A 20855-nucleotide genomic window follows, 5' to 3' on the forward strand; every position below is an offset into this window, starting at 1 on the left:
GTTATTTCGGCTCATCATCAAGCCACAGGGTAAATTGCTGCGTGTCGCGCAGCGTACGGAACCAGTGGGCAGATTTCTTCATACGGCGCTGACGCTGCTTATCTAAGTCGATTTCGATAAGACCATAGCGATTTTTAAAGGCATTCATTGGCGAGACATTGTCGGTAAACGCCCACAGCATGTAGCCCTGACAGTTAATACCCGCCTGACTGGCGCGTATCGCCTGATGCAGGTGCTCGCTGATAAATGCGATGCGGTAATCGTCCTGAATCTCCCCGTCGGCATTTTTGAACTGCGCTTCGTTCTCAATTCCCATACCGCTTTCCGCCACAAACCACGGGATATTGCCGTACTCATCGCGCATCCGCTGCGCCATATCCCAGATAATTTCAGGCTGAATTTCCCAGCCGCGCGAAGGGTTCATCCGTCGCCCCGGCAGTTCAAAGTGTTCGTAATACCAGGCGGGATGAAAGGGTGTCTCGGAATGCCAGGCGCGGGACGGTGCCTTCACGCGATGCGGATAGTAGAGATTAAGCCCGACCTCATCGACGGTATTGGCGGCAATAATCGCCAGCTCTTCCGGAGTGGTTTCCCACTCAATCTGATGCTTATCAAGCAGCGCCAGCAGCTCCGCCGGATACTCGCCTTTAATGGCGGGATCGAGAAACACCCGGTTGTAGAACAGGTCATAAATATGCGCTGCCTTCTGGTCGTGCGGGGCTGATGATCGCGGATAGGTGACTTCCGGATTGAGTATGGTACCAATGCGACCAGCATAGCCTGCCGCGCGGAACAGCTGCACTACCCGGGCGGTCGCCAGATTCTTGTGGTGGTTCCACTGCATCCATTTATGGGTGTTCTGCTCATAAGGCCAGCGCAGCGCGTCGAGATAGACGCGGGTTTGCACCACAATCGGCTCGTTAAACACAAACCAGCGCGTGACCCGACCGGCATAGCGTTTAAACACCTGTTCGACATAACGGATAAACAGTTCAACCACATGCTTTGACTGCCAGCCGCCATACTGGTCCAGCAGCGTGGCGGGCAGCTCGTAATGCTCCAGACAGAGCATCAGTTCAATGCCCTGGCGCTGCATTTCATCAATCAGCCGGTCATAGTAAGCCGCGTATTCCTCATCGACCGTAGCGGTTTCGTAATCGATCAGGAAACGCGACCAGTTGATCGAAGTGCGGTAGTGGGTCAGCCCGCTGGCCTTCATTAGCGCCACATCCTCACTAAAGCGGCTGATAAAGTCGGTGGCAACCGCCGGGCCGTAGCCGTTGTGCCAGACGTGACGATCCTGCTGATACCAGGCGTCAGGCCAGGAGTCCTGCCCCGCTTTTTTTCCGCTCCAGCCTTCCGTCTGCCAGGCGGAGGCAGCAGCTCCCAGAATGAAATTCTCAGGTATGTGAACAGTCTGACGACTCATAAAACCTCCGTTCGGTTGGGGTTCAGCTCAGGTTGCAGGCTCTTTGCTTCCGCTGCTTCTGCTGCATCCGCGCGGCGGGCTGCGACTTTCACAAATGGCAGATAGATAAGTACTGACACCAGAATGCAGACGATCTGCGTCACCACCGCACCCATCGATCCGGCCGTTGACAGCCAGGCATTGATAATCGGAGGCGTGGTCCATGGCACCATCACCACGGCTTTCCCGGCAAATCCCATCACCGTAGCGAAGTAGCCGATAGAACCTGTCACTAGCGGTGTGATGATGAAAGGGATAGCCAGGATCGGGTTAAGCATAATCGGCATACCAAATATAACCGGCTCGTTGATATTGAAAATGCCTGGCCCGAACGACAGTTTGGCGATTTCACGCATCTCTTTGCGTCGTGTTGCCAGCATCACGGCGGTGAGCAGCCCGATGGTCAGGCCGGAGCCGCCGATGCTCATATAAACATCCCAGAACGGCATGGTGATGATGTTCGGTGCCTCTTTTCCCTGCTCAAAAGCGGTCATGTTGACCATAATCGCGCCAAGCAACAGCGGCTCACGGATCGGCTTCACCATCTGGTTGCCGTGAATACCAATCACCCAGAACAGCTGGGCGACGAACATCAGAATCAGAATGCCCCACAGGCTCTGCACCACCGACTCCAGCGGCTGCTGCACCACCTGGTATACCGCGTCGTAAAGGTACATGCCGGTGACGCGATGGAAGATAAAGCCAAAGGTCGCTATCAGCGTCACGGTGATGATTGAGGGGATGAGCGCGGAGAAAGAGGCGGCCACATTGGGCGGCACGGTGTCGGGCATTTTGATTTTCAGCCGCTCAACCTGTTCGAGGCGGCAGTAGATCTCTACCGACAGAATGGCGATAAACATGCCGAGAAACAGGCTTTTGGTATCGGAGAATTGTTTGGCCAGCACGTCGGTGACCAGGTGCATCTGCCCATCGACCATCATCTGTAAGGTGGTCGGCGTCACGGATACAAAGCAGATGATCGCCAGCAGGCCGGGAAACAGCGTTTTTATACCGTTGATGCGCCCAAGCTCAATACCAATCAGGAACACCGCACCAATGTTGAGAAAGCTGAGCGTGGCGTAATTGATACTGCTGGTGATGGGCTTGAGGTCAGCTAAAAAAGCCAGGGCGGCAAAGCTGGCAAGGCCATTTTTGCTGTCCAGCACCATGTTAGAGATCAATACCGAGAAAGCGCCAACAATGATCACCGGCATCAGGGTAATGAATGAGGCTTTAATCGCCATGATGTAGCGATAACTGTTAAAGCGGGTGGCAAAGCTGCCCAGGGAATCGATAAGGCGGTCCTGTAGAGACATGATCAACCCTCAGAGATGTAAGATCGGTATTCCTGTAATCGTCGTGGTCTTCCCTGTCAGTGGCATACCAAAATGACGAATCCCCTCGGTTTTTTCTGTGACGAATCTCCCGGAAACGTTTATTGGCATTCCAGTATGATTAAAATGGCCAATTTGGCATACCAATAGTGGAGGCGTTATGGATTACGAACAGACCATGATGGAATTGCTGATCAATGCAGGGGAAGCCCGTTCGTCGGCGATGATGGCGATTCAGTGTGCGCGCAAACGCGACTGGACCGGGGCTGACGCGGCGCTGGCAGCTTCAGATACCGCGGCAAAAGCGGCACATAAAATTCAGACCGCGTTGATTGGTGCAGACGAGGGAAGCGGAAAATTGCCGGTCACGCTGATTCTGGTGCATGCGCAGGATCATCTGATGAATGCAATGCTGTGCCGCGAGCTGGCAGAGGAGCTGGTCATGCTGCGCAAAGAGATCTATGGCTGACAGGCGGCGCGCTGGCCGCCCGGGTGAGGTGATTAGCTGTTTTCCAGTGCCAGTAGCGACTCAATAGTCTGCGCGCGGCGGATTTCGCGCGGCTGGCCCTGCTCAAACAGCACTTCCGGGATCAGCGGACGGCTGTTGTAGTTAGAAGACATGGATGCACCGTAAGCTCCGGTGTCGTGAAACACCAGGTAATCGCCAACCTTTGCCGCCGGAATCGCGCGTGGTTCGACCATGCCGCCCTCCAGCTGGGTAAAGACATCACCCGATTCGCACAGCGGGCCAGCGACCACGGTGTCGATAGTCTGCTGCTCATCAATTGCCCGCTCATCGCCCGCCATCAGCGAGATATGGTGATAGCTGCCATACATGGAGGGACGCATGAGGTCACTGAAACCGGCATCGACCAGCACGAAGTGACGGCTGCCCATCGACTTAACCGCCCGAACCTGAGAGACCAGCACACCGGCCTCGGCCACCAGGAAACGGCCCGGTTCGATCTCCAGCTTTATCGCGTGACCCAGATGCTGAGCGATACGCTGCCGCGCTGCATCCCACAGGCCGAAATAGTGATCGGTATCGATCGCCTCTTCGCCATAGCGATAAGGCACAGAGAGGCCGCCGCCCGCAGAGATCGCGGTCAGATCCTGACCCGACGCCATCACCAGTTCAACCATCGCATCACAGACCTGCTGCAGATGCGCATAATCGACGCCTGAGCCGATATGCATATGAATGCCCACCAGCTGCAAGCCGTGCTGCTTAATCGCCGCCAGCGCCTCGGCTAAATCGGCATGCCAGATCCCGTGCTTGCTGTTTTCGCCACCGGTATTGGTTTTCTGACTGTGGCCGTGACCAAAACCAGGATTGACCCGCAGCCACACCGCATGTCCCGGTGAGACCGCGCCGAGCTGATGCAGCATATCGATCGATCCGGCATTAACCGGCACCTTTAACGCGGTCACCCGCTCCAGCGTCGGCTGATCGAACAGATCCGCGGTAAAGACGATCTCATCACCGCCGGGCTGGTAACCCGCGGCCAGCGCACGTTCGATCTCACCCAGCGATACCGAGTCCACTTTCACGCCTGCTGCGCGCATCAGGCGCAGGATATGCGTATTCGAGCAGGCCTTCTGCGCAAAGCGCACCACATCAAATGCCTGCAGCTGGGCAATACGCGCCTGAATAATCTGCGCATCATAAGCCCAGAATGGCCCGGCGTAGCGGCGTGCCAGCGGCAGCAGGTTAGCGGCGCTGAGTGCGGTTTCGGTACTCTGTAAGGAACGTGGCATGGCAATTCTCCTGTGGCAATAGCTGCATTAAGCCAGAATCGTGTCATAGCGAAAAATATCTGTTTTAATAGCATCTATGCAGAATGGATATAGGAAGGGTGCGTGGCGAACATTAACTGGCGGCATATCGAGATTTTTCATGCGGTGATGACCAGCGGCAATCTGACTCAGGCCGCGACACTGCTGCACACCTCACAGCCGACGGTGAGCCGGGAGCTGGCACGCCTGGAGCAGCAGCTGGGATTAGAGTTGTTCGGACGGGTTCGTGGTCGCCTGCAACCGACGGTGCAGGGATTGCGTCTTTTCGAAGAGGTGCAGCGATCCTGGTACGGACTGGATCGCATCATGGAAGCGGCTGAAGGGCTGCGCCAGTTCCGTCAGGGTGAGCTGTCGATCGCCTGCCTGCCCGTTTTTTCGCAGTCGCTGCTGCCACCACTGTGTCAGCCCTTTTTACAGCGCTACCCGGATGTGAGCCTGAATGTGATTCCGCAGGAGTCGCCGCTGCTGGAGGAGTGGCTGTCAGCACAGCGCTACGATATCGGCTTAACCGAAACCCAGCACGCTCCGGCCGGCACTGACCGTCTCGCCCTGCTGACCTGCGATGAAGTGTGTGTATTGCCTCAGCATCACCCTCTGAGTCAGCGTTCAGAGCTGACGCCGCACGATTTTGCGGGCGAACAGTATGTGAGCCTGTCGCGCAGTGACAGCTATCGTCAACTGCTGGATGCGCTGTTTCATGAGCAGGGCGTCGAGCGGCGGCTGGTGATGGAGACGCACAGTGCCGCTTCGGTGTGCGCCATGGTCAGAGCGGGCGTGGGCATTTCAATTGTGAATCCGCTGACGGCGCTGGATTACGCCGACAGCGGTGTGGTGATGCGTAAGTTCAGCGTGGCGGTTCCGTTTACCGTCAGCCTGGTGAGGCCGCAGCACCGCCCTGCATCGGCGCTGGTCGATGCCTTTGTCAGCCATCTGCAACGGCAGGTGGCTGACTTTCCGGCACGCATCTCCGCCCGCCTGGCTTAAGCGCGAACCCTGGCGGCTGCGCGGCCCGATTTGCGGAAGGTGATCAGACAGATCAGCAGGCCGATTGCCGCCAGCGCAGCGGCAGCAACCGGCACCGCCGTCAGGCCATATCCACGGCCAATCACCGCACCGCCGACCCAGGCACCCAGCGCATTGCCCACGTTAAACGCCGAAATGTTCAGGGTTGAGACCAGGTTAGGCGCCTCTTTGCCGTGCCGTACCACGTTGATCTGCAGACCCGGCACCGTCGCAAAGGTCGCCATCGCCCACAGGAACAGGGTGATCTCCGCCAGCCACAGCGCATGGCTGGTCCAGCTGAACAGCAGCGAGAAGATGGCGATCAGTGAGAAGCTGAGGATCAGGCTAAAGGAGACTTTCCAGTCGGCCAGTTTGCCGCCAAGAATATTACCGACCGTCAGGCCTGCGCCAATCAGGAACAGCGTCCAGCTGACGCCGCGATCGCTGATGCCCGTCACCTCTAGCAGCAGCGGCGCAATGTAGCTGAACAGCGCAAACATCGCCGCGGCAAAGAACACCGTCATCAGCAGCGACAGCCACAGTTTCCCGTTGGCCAGTGCACCAATTTCACTCGCCAGGTGAACCGGCTTTTCCTGTTTATTGTTGGGCAGACTCACGATCAGGGCGATAAACGCCAGCACGCCAATCACTGCCACGCCCCAGAAGGTGGCTCGCCAGCCAAACATCTGTCCGAAACTGGTTCCCAGCGGAACGCCCAGCACGTTGGCTAAGGTCAGTCCGGTGAACATCAGTGCGACAGCGGAAGCCTGACGACCGGCTGGTACCAGACTGGCAGCGACCACCGCGCCAATACCGAAGAAGGCACCGTGACAAAGCGCGGTGACGATGCGTGCCAGCATCAGCAGGTTATAGTTGTAAGCCAGCGCGCACAGCAGGTTGCCGACAATAAATATCACCATCAGCAGAATCAGCGTTTTTTTACGCGGCAGCCTGGCGGTAAGCAGCGCCATAATCGGCGCACCAATCGCCACGCCCAGCGCGTAGCCGCTGATCAGCCAGCCCGCCGACGGAATCGACACCTGAAGGTCACGCGCCACCTCCGGCAGCAATCCCATAATGACAAACTCAGTGGTTCCGATGGCGAACGCACTCAACGCCAGCGCCATTAATGCTACAGGCATAACACTCTCCCAATATCATTTGCAGGTGAACTGCACAGACGCGCAGCCCCTCGACGCTTATTAAAATTTGATCTGCGTCACGGTGAGCATTACAGCACAGTGCTGATGCGCGACATAGCCTGCGCGCAGCAAAGGATTATTGCCGGGGCCGCAATAATCCTGCCGCTTTGCCGGAACAAATGGCTTTGTCAGCCTGCTGGCTAAGCCCGTTAAAGCGCACATGACCCAGGGTCAGGTTGTCATTTCCCGCGAACCCGTTACGCTTTTTAGTGCGTATTTAATTAATAAATCCTTAACGTTGCCGATATATCCCTAATCAATTGCCAGGTGATGTGATCAACTTCTGACGCAGGGAGAGAGAATGCAACGACTCATAGCCTTAATGGTGTTTGGCTTAACCGGTTGCTCGGTGGGTCATTATGAGTACAGTAAAGAAGCTGAAAAACGGGTGGATATGACCGTGACCGGTATTCCCACCGTGCTGGGTTTAGGCACGCTCGGTACCACCATCCCACTGACGCCGGAGTACAGCCTGACCGCCGCACATGTGGCAAAGTTTTCGCTTTACCGGGTCAAAGCCTGGCATCCGCAATGCGATCTGGCCGTGGTCTACCACAAAAACAGCGAAATGAACCTGCCACCCAACTTTCGTAACAGCCACATCGGCGATCAGGTCAATCTCTACGGCTACAGTTTTATTTCGGCCATGCCGGTCAGTTCCAGCGGGCAGAACCTGATCAATACCACGCTGGCGAACAGCTGGAACAAATCAGACTGCGTCGTGGTGGCGGCGAATGCGGGGGTGGTTAAAGGGATGTCAGGCGGCGCAGTCTATAACGCCTCTGATGATACGCTGGCGGGCGTGATTATTGGCTACAGCAATAACATCAACGACAATGTCAGCGGTAAGACACTCTATAAGAACGTTGCGCTCTATGTGCCCTATGCACGGTTTCAGACCTGGCTGGATCAGGCGATTAAATCCTGATATCTGCTGAAGGAACAGATGTAAAAAAGGCCGGAATTTCCGGCCTTAAGCTTGGTGACAAAGTCGGGCCTGGTTCGCTGTAAGACCGAGCCTGCACAGGTAACACGGTCAGATCGGAAAGACGCAAAAACTGTCATCCATGACCGCTCGGCCCACGCCATCCATGGCGCGGGACGCTTTCCTCTTCTGACCGTGTTCCCTGTGCCGTGAGTTTATCAGTTGCTGCCAAATTCACTCTGATTCGGCTTTGTCATCACGCTGTCAGGCCTGAAGATCAGGCCTGACAGCGACTCATAACGATTACTTGCTGCCTGGACGCAGTGCCGGGAACAGAATCACATCGCGGATAGTGTGGCTGTTGGTAAACAGCATCACCATACGGTCAATACCGATACCCAGACCAGCGGTTGGCGGCAGACCGTGCTCCAGTGCGGTGACATAGTCTTCGTCGTAGAACATCGCTTCGTCGTCGCCAGCATCTTTGGCATTCACCTGCTGCAGGAAACGCTCAGCCTGATCTTCCGCATCGTTCAGCTCGGAGAAGCCGTTACCGATTTCACGACCGCCAATGAAGAACTCAAAGCGATCGGTGATTTCCGGGTTCTCGTCGTTACGACGGGCCAGCGGAGAGACTTCAGCCGGATATTCGGTGATGAAGGTCGGCTGAATCAGATGCGCTTCAGCGGTCTCTTCAAAGATTTCGGTTACGACACGGCCCAGACCCCAGCTTTTCTCAACCTTGATGTGCAGTGATTGAGCAATCGCCACCGCTTTATCAAAGTCTTCCAGATCGGCCAGATCCGTTTCCGGACGGTATTTCTTGATCGCTTCACGCATGGTCAGTTTTTCAAACGGCTTACCGAAATCAAACTCCTGCTCGCCGTAAGGCACCACGGTGCTGCCCAGCACATCCTGCGCCAGCGTACGGAACAGGCTTTCGGTCAGCTCGATCAGATCTTTGTAATCCGCATAAGCCATATAGAGTTCCATCATGGTGAACTCTGGGTTATGACGTGGCGAAATACCTTCGTTGCGGAAGTTACGGTTGATCTCGAACACGCGATCGAATCCGCCCACCACCAGACGCTTCAGATAAAGCTCTGGAGCGATACGCAGATACATGTCGATATCCAGCGCATTGTGATGGGTGATGAACGGACGCGCAGACGCGCCGCCAGGGATCACCTGCATCATCGGGGTTTCCACTTCCATAAAGTCGCGGCCCACCATGAACTGGCGAATACCGGCCATGATCTGCGAACGAATTCTGAAGGTGTTACGCGACTCCTCGTTGGCGATGAGATCAAGGTAACGCTGACGGTAGCGCGTTTCCTGATCGGCCAGGCCGTGGAACTTGTCCGGCAGCGGACGCAGTGCTTTGGTCAGCAGGCGCAGTTCAGAACAGTGAATCGACAGTTCGCCGGTTTTGGTTTTGAACAGCTTGCCGCGCGCGCCCAGGATATCGCCGAGATCCCACTTTTTGAACTGCTCGTTGTAGATGCCTTCAGCCAGATCGTCACGCGAGACGTAAAGCTGAATCCGGCCACCCACATCCTGCAGGGTCACGAAAGAGGCTTTACCCATGATACGACGGGTCATCATACGTCCGGCGACGCTGACTTCGATGCCGAGATCTTCAAGCTCTTCGTTGCTCTTCTCGCCATAGCTCTCATGCAGCTGGTTTGAGAGGCTGTCACGACGAAAATCGTTAGGAAACGCCACGCCATTTGCACGCAGCACGCTCAGCTTTTCGCGACGCGCTTTCAGTTCGTTATTTAACTCAACGGCGGCATCAGCGCTCTGCGGTTGTTGTTCAGACATGTCGGTTCCTTATAACCCTGCTTTTAAACTAGCTTCAATGAATCGATCCAGGTCGCCGTCCAGCACCGCCTGGGTGTTACGCGTCTCTACGCCGGTGCGCAGATCTTTGATGCGTGCATCATCGAGAACGTAAGAACGGATCTGACTTCCCCAGCCGATGTCGGACTTGTTGTCCTCCAGCGCCTGTTTCTCAGCGTTTTTCTTCTGCATCTCAAGCTCGTACAGCTTCGCTTTCATCTGCTTCATCGCCTGATCTTTGTTCTTGTGCTGAGAACGGTCATTCTGACACTGGGTGACGGTACCGGTTGGAATATGGGTAATACGTACCGCAGATTCCGTCCGGTTAACGTGCTGGCCGCCCGCCCCTGACGCACGATAGACGTCAATGCGCAGATCGGCTGGGTTGATGTCGATATCAATATCGTCATCCACTTCCGGATAGATAAAGGCGGAGCTGAATGAGGTGTGACGACGGCCGCCGGAGTCAAACGGGCTCTTACGCACCAGGCGATGCACGCCCGTTTCGGTGCGCAACCAGCCAAAGGCGTAGTCGCCTGACACGCGAATGGTCACAGATTTAATGCCTGCAACTTCACCTTCAGACTCTTCGATAATTTCGGTTTTGAAGCCTTTGGCTTCAGCCCAACGCAGATACATACGCATCAGCATGCTGGCCCAGTCCTGCGCTTCGGTGCCGCCGGAACCCGCCTGCAAATCGATGTAGCAGTCGGCGCTGTCATACTGGCCAGAGAACATGCGGCGGAATTCCAGCTCGCCCAGCTTGCCCTCAAGGACATCCAGCTCGGCAACCGCTTCGTCGAAAGTCTCTTCGTCTTCCGCTTCTACCGCCAGTTCAAGCAGACCCTGCACATCTTCCAGGCCCTGCGACATCTGATCCAGCGTCTGCACGATCGCTTCCAGCGAGGAGCGCTCTTTGCCCAGCGCCTGAGCACGCTCAGGTTCGTTCCAGACATCGGGCTGTTCCAGCTCGGCGTTTACTTCTTCGAGGCGTTCTTTCTTGGCATCGTAGTCAAAGATACCCCCGAAGAACGTCGCTGCGCTCACTGAGGTCCTGAATACGGTTTTTGACCGGGTTGATTTCAAACATGGCTTTAGCGTCTTTCTTATGTTCGATGGGACAGGAAATTTAACGCACAAGTTTACCCGAAACTGGCGGCAGTTTGTAGCGCTGAGACAGCGGGCTGATGCCGGAGCGGCGTGACGCGTTGCATTTGCTTATCGGGCTGCGACGACAACCGCTCGCACAGCAGGTTAACGCAGGGGAAAAACAGGCTGACGCGCCTCTGCCGTGACCGGAGACGCGCGCGCCTTAGAAAAATCAAAGCGGCCAGATATGGTCAATGATCAGCTGTACCGAGCGGTTACCGCGATACTCATTGATATCCAGCTTATAGGCCAGCTCGACCTGACGAATGCTGCTGTCGGGCCACAGGGTGGTATCGACATTAAAGGCGATACCGTCGATCAGCGGACCGCCGTCCAGCGGTTCGACCATCACTTTCAGATGTCGCTCGCCCACCAGCCGCTGTTGCAGCAGCTTAAATTTGCCGTCAAAGGCGGGTTCCGGGAACGCCTGGCCCCAGGGCCCCGCTTCGCGCAGCATCTCAGCGGTCTGCAGCGAAAACTCCTGCGGCTGCAACGCACCATCTGACCAGATGATGCCCTGCAGAGATTCGCCATCCAGCCACTCACCGACCAGATCGGCAAAGCGCTGACGAAACTCCTCGTAGCGTGCGGTTTCCAGTGATAAGCCTGCCGCCATGGCATGACCGCCGAACTTCAGCATCAGGCCGGGATTCAGCGTATCCAGACGCTCCAGCGCGTCGCGCAGATGCAGACCGGCAATTGAGCGGCCAGAGCCTTTCAGCGTACCGTCGCCCGCCGGAGCAAAGGCAATCACCGGACGATGGAAACGCTCTTTCAGACGGGAGGCGAGGATCCCCACCACCCCCTGATGCCATTCGGGATGATAAAAGGCCAGCCCCAGCGGCAGATCGCGCTGCTCACGCTCCAGCGCCTGACACAGCGCCAGCGCTTCGCTCTGCATGCCCTGCTCTATCTCTTTGCGCGTCTGGTTCAGCGCGTCCAGCTCACTGGCTAACATCCGTGCCTGACTGAGATCCTCAGTCATTAACAGCGCCACGCCCACCGACATATCGTCGAGCCGGCCTGCGGCATTGAGCCGTGGCCCCAGCGCAAAGCCGAGATCGCTGGCCGCCATCTGACGCGCATCGCGATTAGCAATCTCCAGCAGCGCCCGGATGCCTGGCCGGCATTTTCCTGCCCGGATGCGGCTGAGTCCCTGCCACACCAGAATGCGGTTGTTGACGTCGAGCGGCACCACGTCGGCAACCGTGCCGAGCGCCACCAGATCCAGCATCTCCGCCAGATTGGGTTCAGTGCGGGTGGCACCAAACCAGCCCTGGGTGCGCAGATGGGCGCGCAGCGCCAGCATCAGATAGAACGCAACGCCCACGCCCGCCAGTGCACGTGAGGGAAAGTTGCAGTCCGGCAGATTGGGGTTAACGATCGCCTCAGCGGCCGGTAAGGTCTCGCCCGGCAGGTGGTGGTCGGTAATCAGCACCGGAATCCCGTGCTGATGGGCACATTCAACGCCGGCGTGGGAGGAGATGCCGTTGTCGACGGTCAGGATCATCGCCGCGCCGCGCGCCCGCGCCTGCTCAACCACTTCAGGGCTGAGGCCATAACCATCTTCAAAGCGGTTAGGCACCAGATACTGCACGTTGCCGCCGCCCATGCTGCGCAGCGCCATGACCGTCAGCGCGGTACTGGTCGCGCCATCGGCATCAAAGTCGCCCACCACCATAATGCGACGCCCATCCAGCAGCGCCTGATGCAGCAGTTCCACTGCGCTCTCAATCCCGCTTAAGGACTGGTACGGCAGCAGGTTTTTCGCCCCGCGCTCCAGCTCTGCCGCGTCGCGCACGCCGCGTTGCAGATAGAGTCGTTTCAGCAGCGGCGGCAGCGTCGCCGGAAGCGCATCGTCAACCGTCACCTCACGGCGACGGAGTTCCACATCCTGTTTTACCACCGATTAACCACCACGCTTCTGATTGTCCAGCACCTGCTTCAGCTCCTGCGGCGACTGATAACCTGGGATCATCATGCCGCTGTCAGTCAGCATCGCGGGCGTGCCCTGAATGCCGAACAGCACGCCAAGTTTATAGTGCTGGGCAATATCGATTTTGCAGCTGTCTGGTGCGGCCATCTTCGGCGCATTGCCTTTCATCGCCTCATCAAACGCTTTATTGCGGTCGGCGCTGCACCAGATCGCTTTCATCGCTGGTTCAATCTGACCATTCAGCCCTTCACGCGGAAACGCCAGGTAACGCACGGTGATGCCCAGCGCATTGTAGTCCGCCATCTGCTCGTGCAGCTTGTGACAGTAGCCACAGGTGATGTCGGTAAAGACCGTGATCACGTGCTGCTCTTTAGGCGCTTTGTAGACGATCATCTCCGGCACCAGCGCTTCGACTTTTTTGTCCAGCAGCTGGTTGGTGACGTTGACCGGCTGTTTGCCGCTGACGTCATAGAGCGGACCCTGGATCATGTGTTTGCCGTCGTCGGTCACGTAGAGCACGCCGCTTTCTGACAGCACGGTTTTAAAACCCGGCAGCGGTGACGGGCTGATCTCCGTCTGGTTCAGACCGAGCTTTTTAAGTGATTGCTGAATGGCGCTGTCATCGGCCTGTGCGAGACCGGAAAAGGCGCTGGCTAAAAGAGCCAGCATGGCAAAATGCTTGTTCATTTTTGTCCTTATCGCCGCGGTTCAGGCCCGCGGATGGTGTTGTTGATGCAACTGACGCAGGCGCTCAGTGGCGACGTGCGTATAAATTTGGGTGGTGGAGAGATCGCTGTGTCCCAGCAGCATCTGTACGACACGCAGATCGGCACCGTGGTTCAGCAGATGGGTCGCAAAGGCATGGCGCATCACATGCGGTGATAACTTTTCGCTGTCGATCCCCGCCAGCGTGGCGTAATGCTTGATGCGATGCCAGAAGGTCTGGCGCGTCATCTGCTGCGCCCGATTACTGGGAAACATCACGTCCAGCGTCTGACCGTTGAGCAGCCACGGACGACCATGTTCCATATATTGCTCCAGCCAGTAAACCGCTTCTTCACCTAAAGGCACCAGCCGCTCTTTATCCCCTTTACCGATAACCCGGACAACGCCCTGGCGCAGGCTGATGTCGCTGAGCGTCAGGCCAATCAGTTCGGAGACGCGCAGGCCCGTGGCGTAGAGCAGCTCCAGCATCGCTTTGTCGCGCAGCTCCAGCGGGATATCGATATTCGGCGCCTGTAACAGTCGCTCGACCTGCGCCTCACTGAGATCTTTCGGTAAACGCTGCGGCAGTTTTGGGGCTGACAACAGCGCGCTGGGATCGTCCGGGCGCAGCTTTTCGCGATAAAGATACTGGAACAGGCGACGCATGGCGCTGAGCAGCCGCGCTGAGCTGGTCGCCTTGTAGCCTCCCTCCAGCCGTTCAGCCAGAAACTGCTGCAGATCCAGCGGCGCCACGCTAAGCAGCGTCAGCTGGTGATGCGCCAGCCATCCGGTCAGCGTCTGGAGATCCTGGCGATAAGAGGAGAGAGTGTTCTGCGCCAGATTGCGTTCAATCCAGAGCGCATCAAGAAACTGTTCTGTCAGATCGCTGTCCTGCACGTTATCTCCGCCGTCTGGTGTAAAATCATGCTCATTATGCCTGATTCAGCAGCGCTTCTGGTACAATTGCGCCAAAGTCAGTATTTACAGAGTGTTATCTGCATGAAAATCGGTCTTTTTTACGGTTCCAGTACCTGTTACACCGAAATCGTAGCGGAGAAAATTCGCGATTTTATTGGCGAAGAGTTAGTGACGCTGCATAACGTGAAAGATGACGACCCGCGCCTGATGGAGCAGTACGACTTGCTGATCATGGGCATCCCGACCTGGGATTTCGGTGAGTTGCAGGAGGACTGGGAGGCGATCTGGCCGCAGTTGCCCGCGCTGAATCTGCAAAACAAGATTGTCGCACTGTATGGCATGGGCGATCAGATTGGCTATGGCGAGTGGTTTTTAGATGCGCTCGGCATGCTGCACGATTTGCTGCAGCCGATGGGGGTACGTTTTGTTGGCTACTGGCCGCTTGAAGGCTATGAGTTCACCAGCCCGAAACCGCTGAGTGCCGATGGCTCGCAGTTTGTGGGTCTGGCGCTTGATGATGTGAATCAGTTCGAGGTCACCGATGAGCGCGTTGAGCAGTGGTGCGAGCAGGTGTTAACCGAAACCGCCGGACTGCTCTGACGGCCCTTCTGCCGGTGTCGAACCCTGGCATGAACAGGTGAGCGGCTTTAATCGCTCTTGCCTGTCATTATTGAACCGCAGTGCAGGCAGATGAACGGCTTCAGACGCTCTTGCCTGCACTGCTGCCATTAATGCCGCGCCGGGCTGAAGCAGCAGGCGCGTAACGCCCGCCATTCGCCAGGCTGCATATTGTCCTGCATCAGCCACCAGCGCAGTGTGGCACCCTGTTCGCTCTTCGCCACCAGCAGCACGCCAACGGGTAACCAGCGTAGTGGCTGAGTTGGCCGCCAGCGTTTTCCCTGCCAGATCCAGCAATGGACGCTTTCCCGCTGTAACGTACCGTGCCGTTGAATCAATCGCCAAACGCTGCGCCAGCCCTCAGCCAGCAACAGCAGAATAATCGGCGCTTTAACCAGCCAGCCGCCTGCAGGCAGCGTCATCAGCACCACGCCAGTCACGGCTGCTATCAGCCAGGCGCAGACTAACCCGCATGCCAGACGAGAGGGCCGCAGCTTACATTGCCATTGGGCCGCGAGCATGGTTACGCTGCTGGATCAGGTTCACCATCCGCTTAAGCTCCGGATCCTTTGGCTCACCGTGATTCATCAGCCAGTTAAACAGATCGGGATCGTCACTCTTTAGCAAATCCACAAAGACCTGCTTATCGGTGTCGCTCAGCGTCTCATACTCAAATTTGAAGAACGGCATAATAGCCACATCCAGTTCCAGCATGCCGCGACGGCAGGCCCACTGAATGCGTGATTTATCATTAATATCCATGCATCAATTTCCACAATTCACAACGTGGCGCCTAGTGTAACCTGGTTTAATGCGGCTCGCAGGCGCAGCGTCGCATGCTGTGCAACCTGCCACATTTCAGGCTGGATCTTTTCAGGGTTATCACGCCTTTTGTGCGCCGTTTTCCGTAAACAGGTTGCATTGCCAGTCGGCTCTTTTAACATTGAAGATATTATTCCGGATGAACCTTCTTATACAGGATATCTCCATGCCCACATTTACTTTACCGCCGCGCCAGCCTGCCGCGTCGTCTCGTCTGCCGTTAACCCTGATGTCACTGGATAGCTGGGCGCTGGTTTCTATTACCGGCGCCGACAGCACCTCTTACCTTCAGGGGCAGTTAACGCTGGATGTCGCCGCGCTGGATGCCGACCACCATTCGCTCACCGCACACTGCGATGCTAAGGGCAAAATGTGGAGCACTATGCGCCTGTTCCATCGCGGTGAAGGCTATGCCTGGCTGATCCGCCGTGAGCTGCGCGACATCCAGCTGCCCGAGTTAAAGAAATACGCCGTGTTTTCGAAAGTGTCGATGGTGGCTGATGATGAGTCAGTATTGCTGGGCGTGGCCGGTTTCCAGGCGCGCGCCGCGCTGGCAAATCTGTTTGATAGCCTGCCCGACAGCGAGAAACAGGTGGTGCAGCAGGGAGAAACCACGCTGCTGTGGTTTGCCCATCCGGCCGAACGTTTTCTGATTGTCACTTCGCTGGCCCAGGCAGAAGCGCTGAAGCAGAAGCTCAATGACGATGCACAGTTTAATGACAGTCAGCAGTGGCTGGCGCTGGATATTGAAGCGGGCATTCCGGTGATCGATCCCGCCACCAGCGTGCAGTTTATTCCACAGGCCACCAATCTACAGGCGCTGGATGCTATCAGTTTTAAAAAAGGGTGTTATGCCGGTCAGGAGATGGTGGCACGGGCGAAATATCGCGGCGCCAATAAACGCGCGCTCTACTGGCTGGCGGGTCAGGCAAGTCATCTGCCCGAAGCCAATGCCCCGCTGGAGTTGCAGATGGGTGAACGCTGGCGTCGAACCGGCAGCGTGCTGGCTGCGGTGCAGTTAGATGACGGGATTAGCTGGATTCAGGTCGTGATGAATAACGATCTGGAGCCGGACAGCGTGCTGCGGGTGGAAGGTGATGAAGGCGGACATCTGACCATTCAGCCACTGCCCTACTCGCTGGATGAAAGCTGATTGAGCGTATGGCCCTTCCGCTAAGGGAAGGGCCAGTGCCACAATTCAGAGGCTCAATTCAGCGCACATAAAAGTAGATAGCGCAGAAGTGACAGAGACTGCCGCCCAGCACGAACAAATGCCAGATGGCGTGGTTAAACGGAATGCGGCGCGCCACATAGAAAATCACCCCCAGCGAATAGATAATCCCGCCTGCGGCAAGCAGCCAGATGCAGCCCGGCGGCAGGATCATCGCCAGCTGATAAACCACAATCAGCGACAGCCACCCCATACAGAGATAGGTCACCAGCGACAGCGCTTTAAAGCGATGCGCAATCGTGAGCTTGAACAGGATACCGGCCAGCGCCAGCCCCCAGATCACCGCCATTAATCCATACGCCAGCGGCGTCCTCAGCGCGACCAGCAGAAACGGCGTATAGGTGCCGGCAATCAGCAGATAGATGGCGCAATGATCGAACTTTTTCAGCCAGGGTCTGGCCGGGCCAGCCGGAATAGCGTGATAGAGCGTCGAGGCCAGAAACAGCAGGATCATGCTGCCACCATAGAGGCTGTAACTGATAAAAGTGATGGTGTCGGCCTGCCTCTCCGTTGCCTGATTGAGCATCAGTATCAGTCCGACGATGCCGAACAGGCAGCCAAGACCGTGACTGATACTGTTGGCAATTTCCTCGACAAACGAATAGCCCGCAGCGTGTTGATGTTTGTGAGAGAGTGTGGGGGTCATAACAGATTCCTGATCAGCTCCATAGCAGTGATATCGTTATCCAGCGTAGCCAACAATTTTTTCAGTGTACACTTGTACGCTAAAATTATCCTGGTGAAATTCACTATCCCTTAAACCGGGTGATGAATCTGGTAAACTGGCCGCCAGTCAACTGTTCAATGAGTCATTCATGTTTTCGCATAGCGATCTCGCCCACCTTAACGATCTGGAAATGCAGGTCTATCAGTTCATCATTAAGCACCGCGAAGGCGTCAGCTACATGACGATCCGCGAGCTGGCTGAGCAGGCTGGTGTCTCCACCACCACCGTGCTGCGTTTCTGTCGCAAGATGGGCTGTGAAGGCTGGTCGGAATTCCGCATCCGCCTGCGTTTAAACGAACAGCAGAGTGCGCCAATGCTCAACACGGCGGGCGTCAGTGAAATGCTGAGCTTTTTTAAGAGCATCAATAATCCGGAGTTTGAACAGCTCATCGCTGAGGCCGCGCAGAAGATTAATCAGGCTGAGCGGGTCTTCTTTATTGGCGTCGGCACCTCCGGCAGCCTGGCAAAATATGGCGCACGCTTTTTCTCTAACCTCGGTAAATTCAGCCACGCGATTGACGATCCCTATTATCCGGTTAGTCCCGATCTCTATGAAAACGCCATTGCCATTATTTTATCGGTCTCCGGTGAAACGGAAGAGATCCTGCGCATTGCCAGCCAGTTCAGCCTGAATAAGTGTAAAATCATTGCGATAACCAACACGGAGAGCTGCTCACTGGCGAAGATCGGTGATTTCAACCTCTGCTACCATGTGCCCATCATCCGTATGGCGGACAATTCCGACATTACGACTCAGGTGCCAGTGACCTATATTATTGAAGCAATCGGCCGCCAGCTGGGGAAATAAAACAGCCTGTTTTTTGGATGTAACAAACGCAATTATTGCCGCGCTGTTATATCGTGACTTTCATTATTGCCTTGCTACACTCAGCTCAATTTCAATATCCGTAATGGGGTGAAGCATGAGTGCAGAATTGCAGTTACCAAAAGGCTTTCTTTGGGGCGGAGCGGTGGCAGCGCATCAGGTTGAAGGCGGCTGGGATCAGGGCGGCAAAGGCGTCAGCATTGCTGACGTGATGACCGGCGGTTCACACGGCGTTGACCGGGTGATCACCGACGGCGTGCAGCCGGGTCATTTCTACCCGAACCACAAGGGTGTGGAGTTTTACTCCCACTACAAACAGGATGTCGCGCTGTTTGCCGAGATGGGCTTCAAATGTTTCCGCACCTCGATTGCCTGGACCCGTATCTTCCCTAACGGTGACGAGCAACAGCCCAACGAATCAGGCCTGCAATTCTATGACGACCTGTTTGATGAACTGCTGAAGTATGGCATTGAACCGGTCATCACCCTTTCGCACTTCGAAATGCCTTATCACCTGGTCAAAGAGTATGGCGGCTGGCACAACCGCAAAGTGGTCGACTTCTTTGTGCGCTTCAGCGAAGTGGTGCTGAACCGTTATAAAAGCAAAGTGAAATACTGGATGACCTTCAATGAGATCAACAACCAGCGTAACTGGCAGTATCCGCTGTTTGGTTACTGCTGTTCAGGCGTGATCTTTACCGAACATGAGAAACCTGAACAGGCGATGTATCAGGTGATGCACCACCAGTTTGTTGCCAGTGCAAAAGTGGTGAAACTCGGCCACGACATCAATCCTGAATTTCAGATTGGCTGCATGATCGCCATGGTGCCGGTCTATCCCTTCTCCTGCCACCCGGACGATGTGGTGCTGGCGCAGGAATCGATGCATCAGCGCTATGTGTTCAGTGACGTGCAGATGCGCGGCTACTATCCGGCCTACACCCTGAAAGAGTGGGCGCGCAAGGGTTACGACATTCAGATGGAAGCGGATGATGCCGAGACGCTGCGCCAGGGCTGTGCAGACTATGTCGGTTTCAGTTACTACATGAGCAACGCAGTGAAGACCGATGCCAGCGGCGTTGACGATCCGATCACCGGCTTTGAAGGTGTGGTGAAAAACCCGCATGTGAAAGCGTCAGACTGGGGCTGGCAGATCGATCCGGTTGGTCTGCGCTACGCCATGAACGAGCTGTATGAGCGTTACCAGAAGCCGCTGTTTATTGTTGAAAACGGCTTTGGTGCTATCGATAAGCCAAACGCCAATGGCGTGATTGAAGATGATTACCGCATCGACTATCTGCGTGCGCATATCGAAGAGATGAAGAAAGCCGTGGCGTACGATGGTGTTGAATTAATGGGCTATACGCCGTGGGGCTGCCTCGATTGCGTCTCGTTTACCACCGGCCAGTACGACAAACGTTACGGCTTTATTCATGTGAATAAAAACGATGATGGCAGTGGCGATTTTTCTCGTGGGAAGAAGAAGAGTTTCAGCTGGTATCAGCAGGTTATCGCCAGTAACGGCGAAAACCTGTAAGTCATCACGCCGCATCAGTGGCGAAGTGAGTTAACGCCCACCGGCAGCGTCAATGATGCTGCCGGTGACATAAGAGGCCGCGTCGCTGGCCAGCCAGACGATCGCTTCCGCCACCTCTTCTGCTTCACCGCCGCGTCCCATCGGGATCACGCTGGCAAGCCTGTCTACTCTGCCTGGCTCTCCGCCATCGGCATGCATCTCTGTATAGATGAATCCCGGACGCACGCCGTTGACCCGAATCCCCTGCTGCGCCACTTCCAGCGACAATCCTCTGGTCAGCGTGTCCATCGCCCCTTTTGAAGCGGCGTAATCGACATATTCGCCAGGCGCACCGGTACGCGACGCTGCTGATGAGACGTTGACGATGGAGCCGCCCTGACCGCCGTGATGTGTGCCCATCCGCTTAACCGCCTCACGACAGCAGAGAAAAGACCCAATCACGTTGGTGGCAAAGACCTTATGCAGGCGTGCCGCATCCAGCTGCTCGGTGCGACACTGCTGAAACAAAATCCCGGCGTTGTTCACCAGCAACGCCAGCGGTTCGGACTGCTGGTCGAGCTGCGCAAACATCGCCATCACCTGGGCTTCATCACTGATATCTGCCTGAACAGCAAAGGCTTCACCGCCCTGCTGCCGGATCTGCGCCACCACCTGTTGAGCTTCCGCTTCGCGCTGACGGTAGTTCACCGCAACCCGATAACCCCGGACGGCCAGTAACAGCGCCGTGGCCCGCCCGATACCGCGGCTGCCCCCCGTAACCAGTGCCAGTTTCATGCTGATTCTCCAGTACAAAGGGCCGACGAATCGACCCTTTGT

Annotated in this window: 20 protein-coding genes; 7 read left to right on the forward strand and 13 right to left on the reverse strand. The window is 56.3% G+C overall.

What is annotated here, in order from left to right:
- Window position 1: 1 nt before the first annotated feature.
- Together GVJ63_RS12555 and GVJ63_RS12560 are read right to left on the reverse strand one after the other, a co-directional pair.
- Window positions 2-1429: a glycoside hydrolase family 1 protein gene (locus tag GVJ63_RS12555; protein WP_159226960.1), complete on the reverse strand. Its 1428-nt coding sequence runs from the start codon at window positions 1427-1429 to the stop codon at window positions 2-4.
- A complete protein-coding gene (locus tag GVJ63_RS12560) occupies window positions 1426-2784 on the reverse strand; it encodes a PTS sugar transporter subunit IIC (RefSeq protein WP_010248669.1) in 1359 nt (452 codons plus the stop codon). The genes GVJ63_RS12555 and GVJ63_RS12560 overlap by 4 nt, the downstream gene beginning before the upstream one ends.
- A gap of 178 nt (window positions 2785-2962) precedes the next feature.
- On the opposite strand from GVJ63_RS12560, the gene GVJ63_RS12565 reads away from it, so the two are divergent.
- Complete coding sequence (locus GVJ63_RS12565) at window positions 2963-3271, forward strand: PTS lactose/cellobiose transporter subunit IIA (RefSeq protein ID WP_010671044.1); 309 nt, start codon at window positions 2963-2965, stop codon at window positions 3269-3271.
- Window positions 3272-3303: 32 nt separating this feature from the next.
- Here GVJ63_RS12565 and lysA read toward each other — a convergent pair whose 3' ends face one another.
- On the reverse strand, window positions 3304-4560 hold the full coding sequence (gene lysA, locus GVJ63_RS12570) for a diaminopimelate decarboxylase (RefSeq protein WP_122457761.1): 1257 nt from the start codon (window positions 4558-4560) through the stop codon (window positions 3304-3306).
- Between the two features lie 102 nt (window positions 4561-4662).
- Here lysA and GVJ63_RS12575 point away from each other — a divergent pair, with 102 nt between their 5' ends.
- Window positions 4663-5583 (forward strand): LysR family transcriptional regulator, encoded by a 921-nt coding sequence (locus GVJ63_RS12575; RefSeq protein WP_159226961.1) that lies wholly within the window; start codon window positions 4663-4665, stop codon window positions 5581-5583.
- Here GVJ63_RS12575 and GVJ63_RS12580 read toward each other — a convergent pair.
- Entirely contained in the window at window positions 5580-6743 is a 1164-nt protein-coding gene (locus tag GVJ63_RS12580; protein ID WP_010248677.1) for an MFS transporter, read from the reverse strand. The genes GVJ63_RS12575 and GVJ63_RS12580 overlap by 4 nt on opposite strands.
- A gap of 361 nt (window positions 6744-7104) precedes the next feature.
- Between GVJ63_RS12580 and GVJ63_RS12585 the strand changes: the two genes are divergently transcribed.
- Window positions 7105-7731, forward strand: a complete 627-nt coding sequence (locus GVJ63_RS12585) for a serine protease (RefSeq protein ID WP_031592530.1) — start codon at window positions 7105-7107, stop codon at window positions 7729-7731.
- A gap of 300 nt (window positions 7732-8031) precedes the next feature.
- Here GVJ63_RS12585 and lysS read toward each other — a convergent pair whose 3' ends face one another.
- From lysS to xerD, 5 genes are all read right to left on the reverse strand, one after another.
- Window positions 8032-9552, reverse strand: a complete 1521-nt coding sequence (lysS, locus tag GVJ63_RS12590) for a lysine--tRNA ligase (protein ID WP_010248682.1) — start codon at window positions 9550-9552, stop codon at window positions 8032-8034.
- A 9-nt stretch (window positions 9553-9561) separates the two neighbouring features.
- Window positions 9562-10660, reverse strand: a protein-coding gene (gene prfB, locus GVJ63_RS12595) for a peptide chain release factor 2 (protein ID WP_159226962.1) whose coding sequence is annotated in 2 segments (ribosomal slippage) — window positions 9562-10584 and window positions 10586-10660 — 1098 coding nt in all. Because the reading frame shifts where the segments join, the coding sequence is not laid out codon by codon here.
- Between the two features lie 231 nt (window positions 10661-10891).
- Window positions 10892-12625: a single-stranded-DNA-specific exonuclease RecJ gene (gene recJ / locus GVJ63_RS12600; RefSeq protein WP_033769918.1), complete on the reverse strand. Its 1734-nt coding sequence runs from the start codon at window positions 12623-12625 to the stop codon at window positions 10892-10894.
- A 3-nt stretch (window positions 12626-12628) separates the two neighbouring features.
- Entirely contained in the window at window positions 12629-13342 is a 714-nt protein-coding gene (gene dsbC / locus GVJ63_RS12605; RefSeq protein ID WP_010671049.1) for a bifunctional protein-disulfide isomerase/oxidoreductase DsbC, read from the reverse strand.
- A 21-nt stretch (window positions 13343-13363) separates the two neighbouring features.
- On the reverse strand, window positions 13364-14257 hold the full coding sequence (gene xerD / locus GVJ63_RS12610) for a site-specific tyrosine recombinase XerD (RefSeq protein WP_010248689.1): 894 nt from the start codon (window positions 14255-14257) through the stop codon (window positions 13364-13366).
- A 102-nt stretch (window positions 14258-14359) separates the two neighbouring features.
- Between xerD and fldB the strand changes: the two genes are divergently transcribed.
- Window positions 14360-14878 carry a flavodoxin FldB gene (gene fldB / locus GVJ63_RS12615; protein ID WP_010248777.1) on the forward strand — a complete coding sequence of 173 codons (519 nt, stop codon included), beginning with the start codon at window positions 14360-14362 and terminating at the stop codon, window positions 14876-14878.
- 128 nt (window positions 14879-15006) lie between these two features.
- Here fldB and GVJ63_RS12620 read toward each other — a convergent pair whose 3' ends face one another.
- Window positions 15007-15417, reverse strand: a complete 411-nt coding sequence (locus GVJ63_RS12620) for a protein YgfX (protein ID WP_159226963.1) — start codon at window positions 15415-15417, stop codon at window positions 15007-15009.
- Window positions 15392-15658: an FAD assembly factor SdhE gene (gene sdhE / locus GVJ63_RS12625; RefSeq protein WP_159226964.1), complete on the reverse strand. Its 267-nt coding sequence runs from the start codon at window positions 15656-15658 to the stop codon at window positions 15392-15394. The genes GVJ63_RS12620 and sdhE overlap by 26 nt, the downstream gene beginning before the upstream one ends.
- A 226-nt stretch (window positions 15659-15884) precedes the next feature.
- Between sdhE and ygfZ the strand changes: the two genes are divergently transcribed.
- A complete protein-coding gene (gene ygfZ / locus GVJ63_RS12630) occupies window positions 15885-16871 on the forward strand; it encodes a tRNA-modifying protein YgfZ (RefSeq protein WP_159226965.1) in 987 nt (328 codons plus the stop codon).
- 58 nt (window positions 16872-16929) lie between these two features.
- On the opposite strand, the gene GVJ63_RS12635 is transcribed toward ygfZ, so the two are convergent.
- Complete coding sequence (locus GVJ63_RS12635) at window positions 16930-17595, reverse strand: hemolysin III family protein (protein ID WP_132499420.1); 666 nt, start codon at window positions 17593-17595, stop codon at window positions 16930-16932.
- Between the two features lie 169 nt (window positions 17596-17764).
- On the opposite strand from GVJ63_RS12635, the gene GVJ63_RS12640 reads away from it, so the two are divergent.
- Together GVJ63_RS12640 and GVJ63_RS12645 are read left to right on the forward strand one after the other, a co-directional pair.
- Complete coding sequence (locus GVJ63_RS12640; protein ID WP_122889646.1) at window positions 17765-18484, forward strand: MurR/RpiR family transcriptional regulator; 720 nt, start codon at window positions 17765-17767, stop codon at window positions 18482-18484.
- A gap of 115 nt (window positions 18485-18599) precedes the next feature.
- Window positions 18600-20039 carry a 6-phospho-beta-glucosidase gene (locus GVJ63_RS12645; RefSeq protein ID WP_064690350.1) on the forward strand — a complete coding sequence of 480 codons (1440 nt, stop codon included), beginning with the start codon at window positions 18600-18602 and terminating at the stop codon, window positions 20037-20039.
- A 30-nt stretch (window positions 20040-20069) separates the two neighbouring features.
- Here the strand turns inward: GVJ63_RS12645 and GVJ63_RS12650 are convergent, their stop codons facing one another.
- Complete coding sequence (locus GVJ63_RS12650; RefSeq protein WP_010248798.1) at window positions 20070-20813, reverse strand: SDR family oxidoreductase; 744 nt, start codon at window positions 20811-20813, stop codon at window positions 20070-20072.
- Window positions 20814-20855: the final 42 nt, after the last annotated feature.

It is taken from the genome of Pantoea sp. 18059 (genome assembly GCF_902706165.1).
GTDB lineage: Bacteria > Pseudomonadota > Gammaproteobacteria > Enterobacterales > Enterobacteriaceae > Pantoea > Pantoea agglomerans.

Excerpts from the sequence above, each read along its gene's own strand:
- dsbC (WP_010671049.1), bottom strand. The coding sequence starts at position 13,342 with ATGAACAAGCATTTTGCCATGCTGGCTCTTTTAGCCAGCGCCTTTTCC.
- ygfZ (WP_159226965.1), top strand. The coding sequence starts at position 15,885 with ATGCCCACATTTACTTTACCGCCGCGCCAGCCTGCCGCGTCGTCTCGT.
- GVJ63_RS12620 (WP_159226963.1), bottom strand. The coding sequence starts at position 15,417 with ATGCTCGCGGCCCAATGGCAATGTAAGCTGCGGCCCTCTCGTCTGGCA.
- GVJ63_RS12565 (WP_010671044.1), top strand. The coding sequence starts at position 2,963 with ATGGATTACGAACAGACCATGATGGAATTGCTGATCAATGCAGGGGAA.
- GVJ63_RS12635 (WP_132499420.1), bottom strand. The coding sequence starts at position 17,595 with ATGACCCCCACACTCTCTCACAAACATCAACACGCTGCGGGCTATTCG.
- fldB (WP_010248777.1), top strand. The coding sequence starts at position 14,360 with ATGAAAATCGGTCTTTTTTACGGTTCCAGTACCTGTTACACCGAAATC.
- GVJ63_RS12580 (WP_010248677.1), bottom strand. The coding sequence starts at position 6,743 with ATGCCTGTAGCATTAATGGCGCTGGCGTTGAGTGCGTTCGCCATCGGA.
- GVJ63_RS12640 (WP_122889646.1), top strand. The coding sequence starts at position 17,765 with ATGTTTTCGCATAGCGATCTCGCCCACCTTAACGATCTGGAAATGCAG.
- sdhE (WP_159226964.1), bottom strand. The coding sequence starts at position 15,658 with ATGGATATTAATGATAAATCACGCATTCAGTGGGCCTGCCGTCGCGGC.
- GVJ63_RS12560 (WP_010248669.1), bottom strand. The coding sequence starts at position 2,784 with ATGTCTCTACAGGACCGCCTTATCGATTCCCTGGGCAGCTTTGCCACC.
- lysA (WP_122457761.1), bottom strand. The coding sequence starts at position 4,560 with ATGCCACGTTCCTTACAGAGTACCGAAACCGCACTCAGCGCCGCTAAC.
- GVJ63_RS12650 (WP_010248798.1), bottom strand. The coding sequence starts at position 20,813 with ATGAAACTGGCACTGGTTACGGGGGGCAGCCGCGGTATCGGGCGGGCC.
- lysS (WP_010248682.1), bottom strand. The coding sequence starts at position 9,552 with ATGTCTGAACAACAACCGCAGAGCGCTGATGCCGCCGTTGAGTTAAAT.
- GVJ63_RS12585 (WP_031592530.1), top strand. The coding sequence starts at position 7,105 with ATGCAACGACTCATAGCCTTAATGGTGTTTGGCTTAACCGGTTGCTCG.
- GVJ63_RS12555 (WP_159226960.1), bottom strand. The coding sequence starts at position 1,429 with ATGAGTCGTCAGACTGTTCACATACCTGAGAATTTCATTCTGGGAGCT.
- GVJ63_RS12645 (WP_064690350.1), top strand. The coding sequence starts at position 18,600 with ATGAGTGCAGAATTGCAGTTACCAAAAGGCTTTCTTTGGGGCGGAGCG.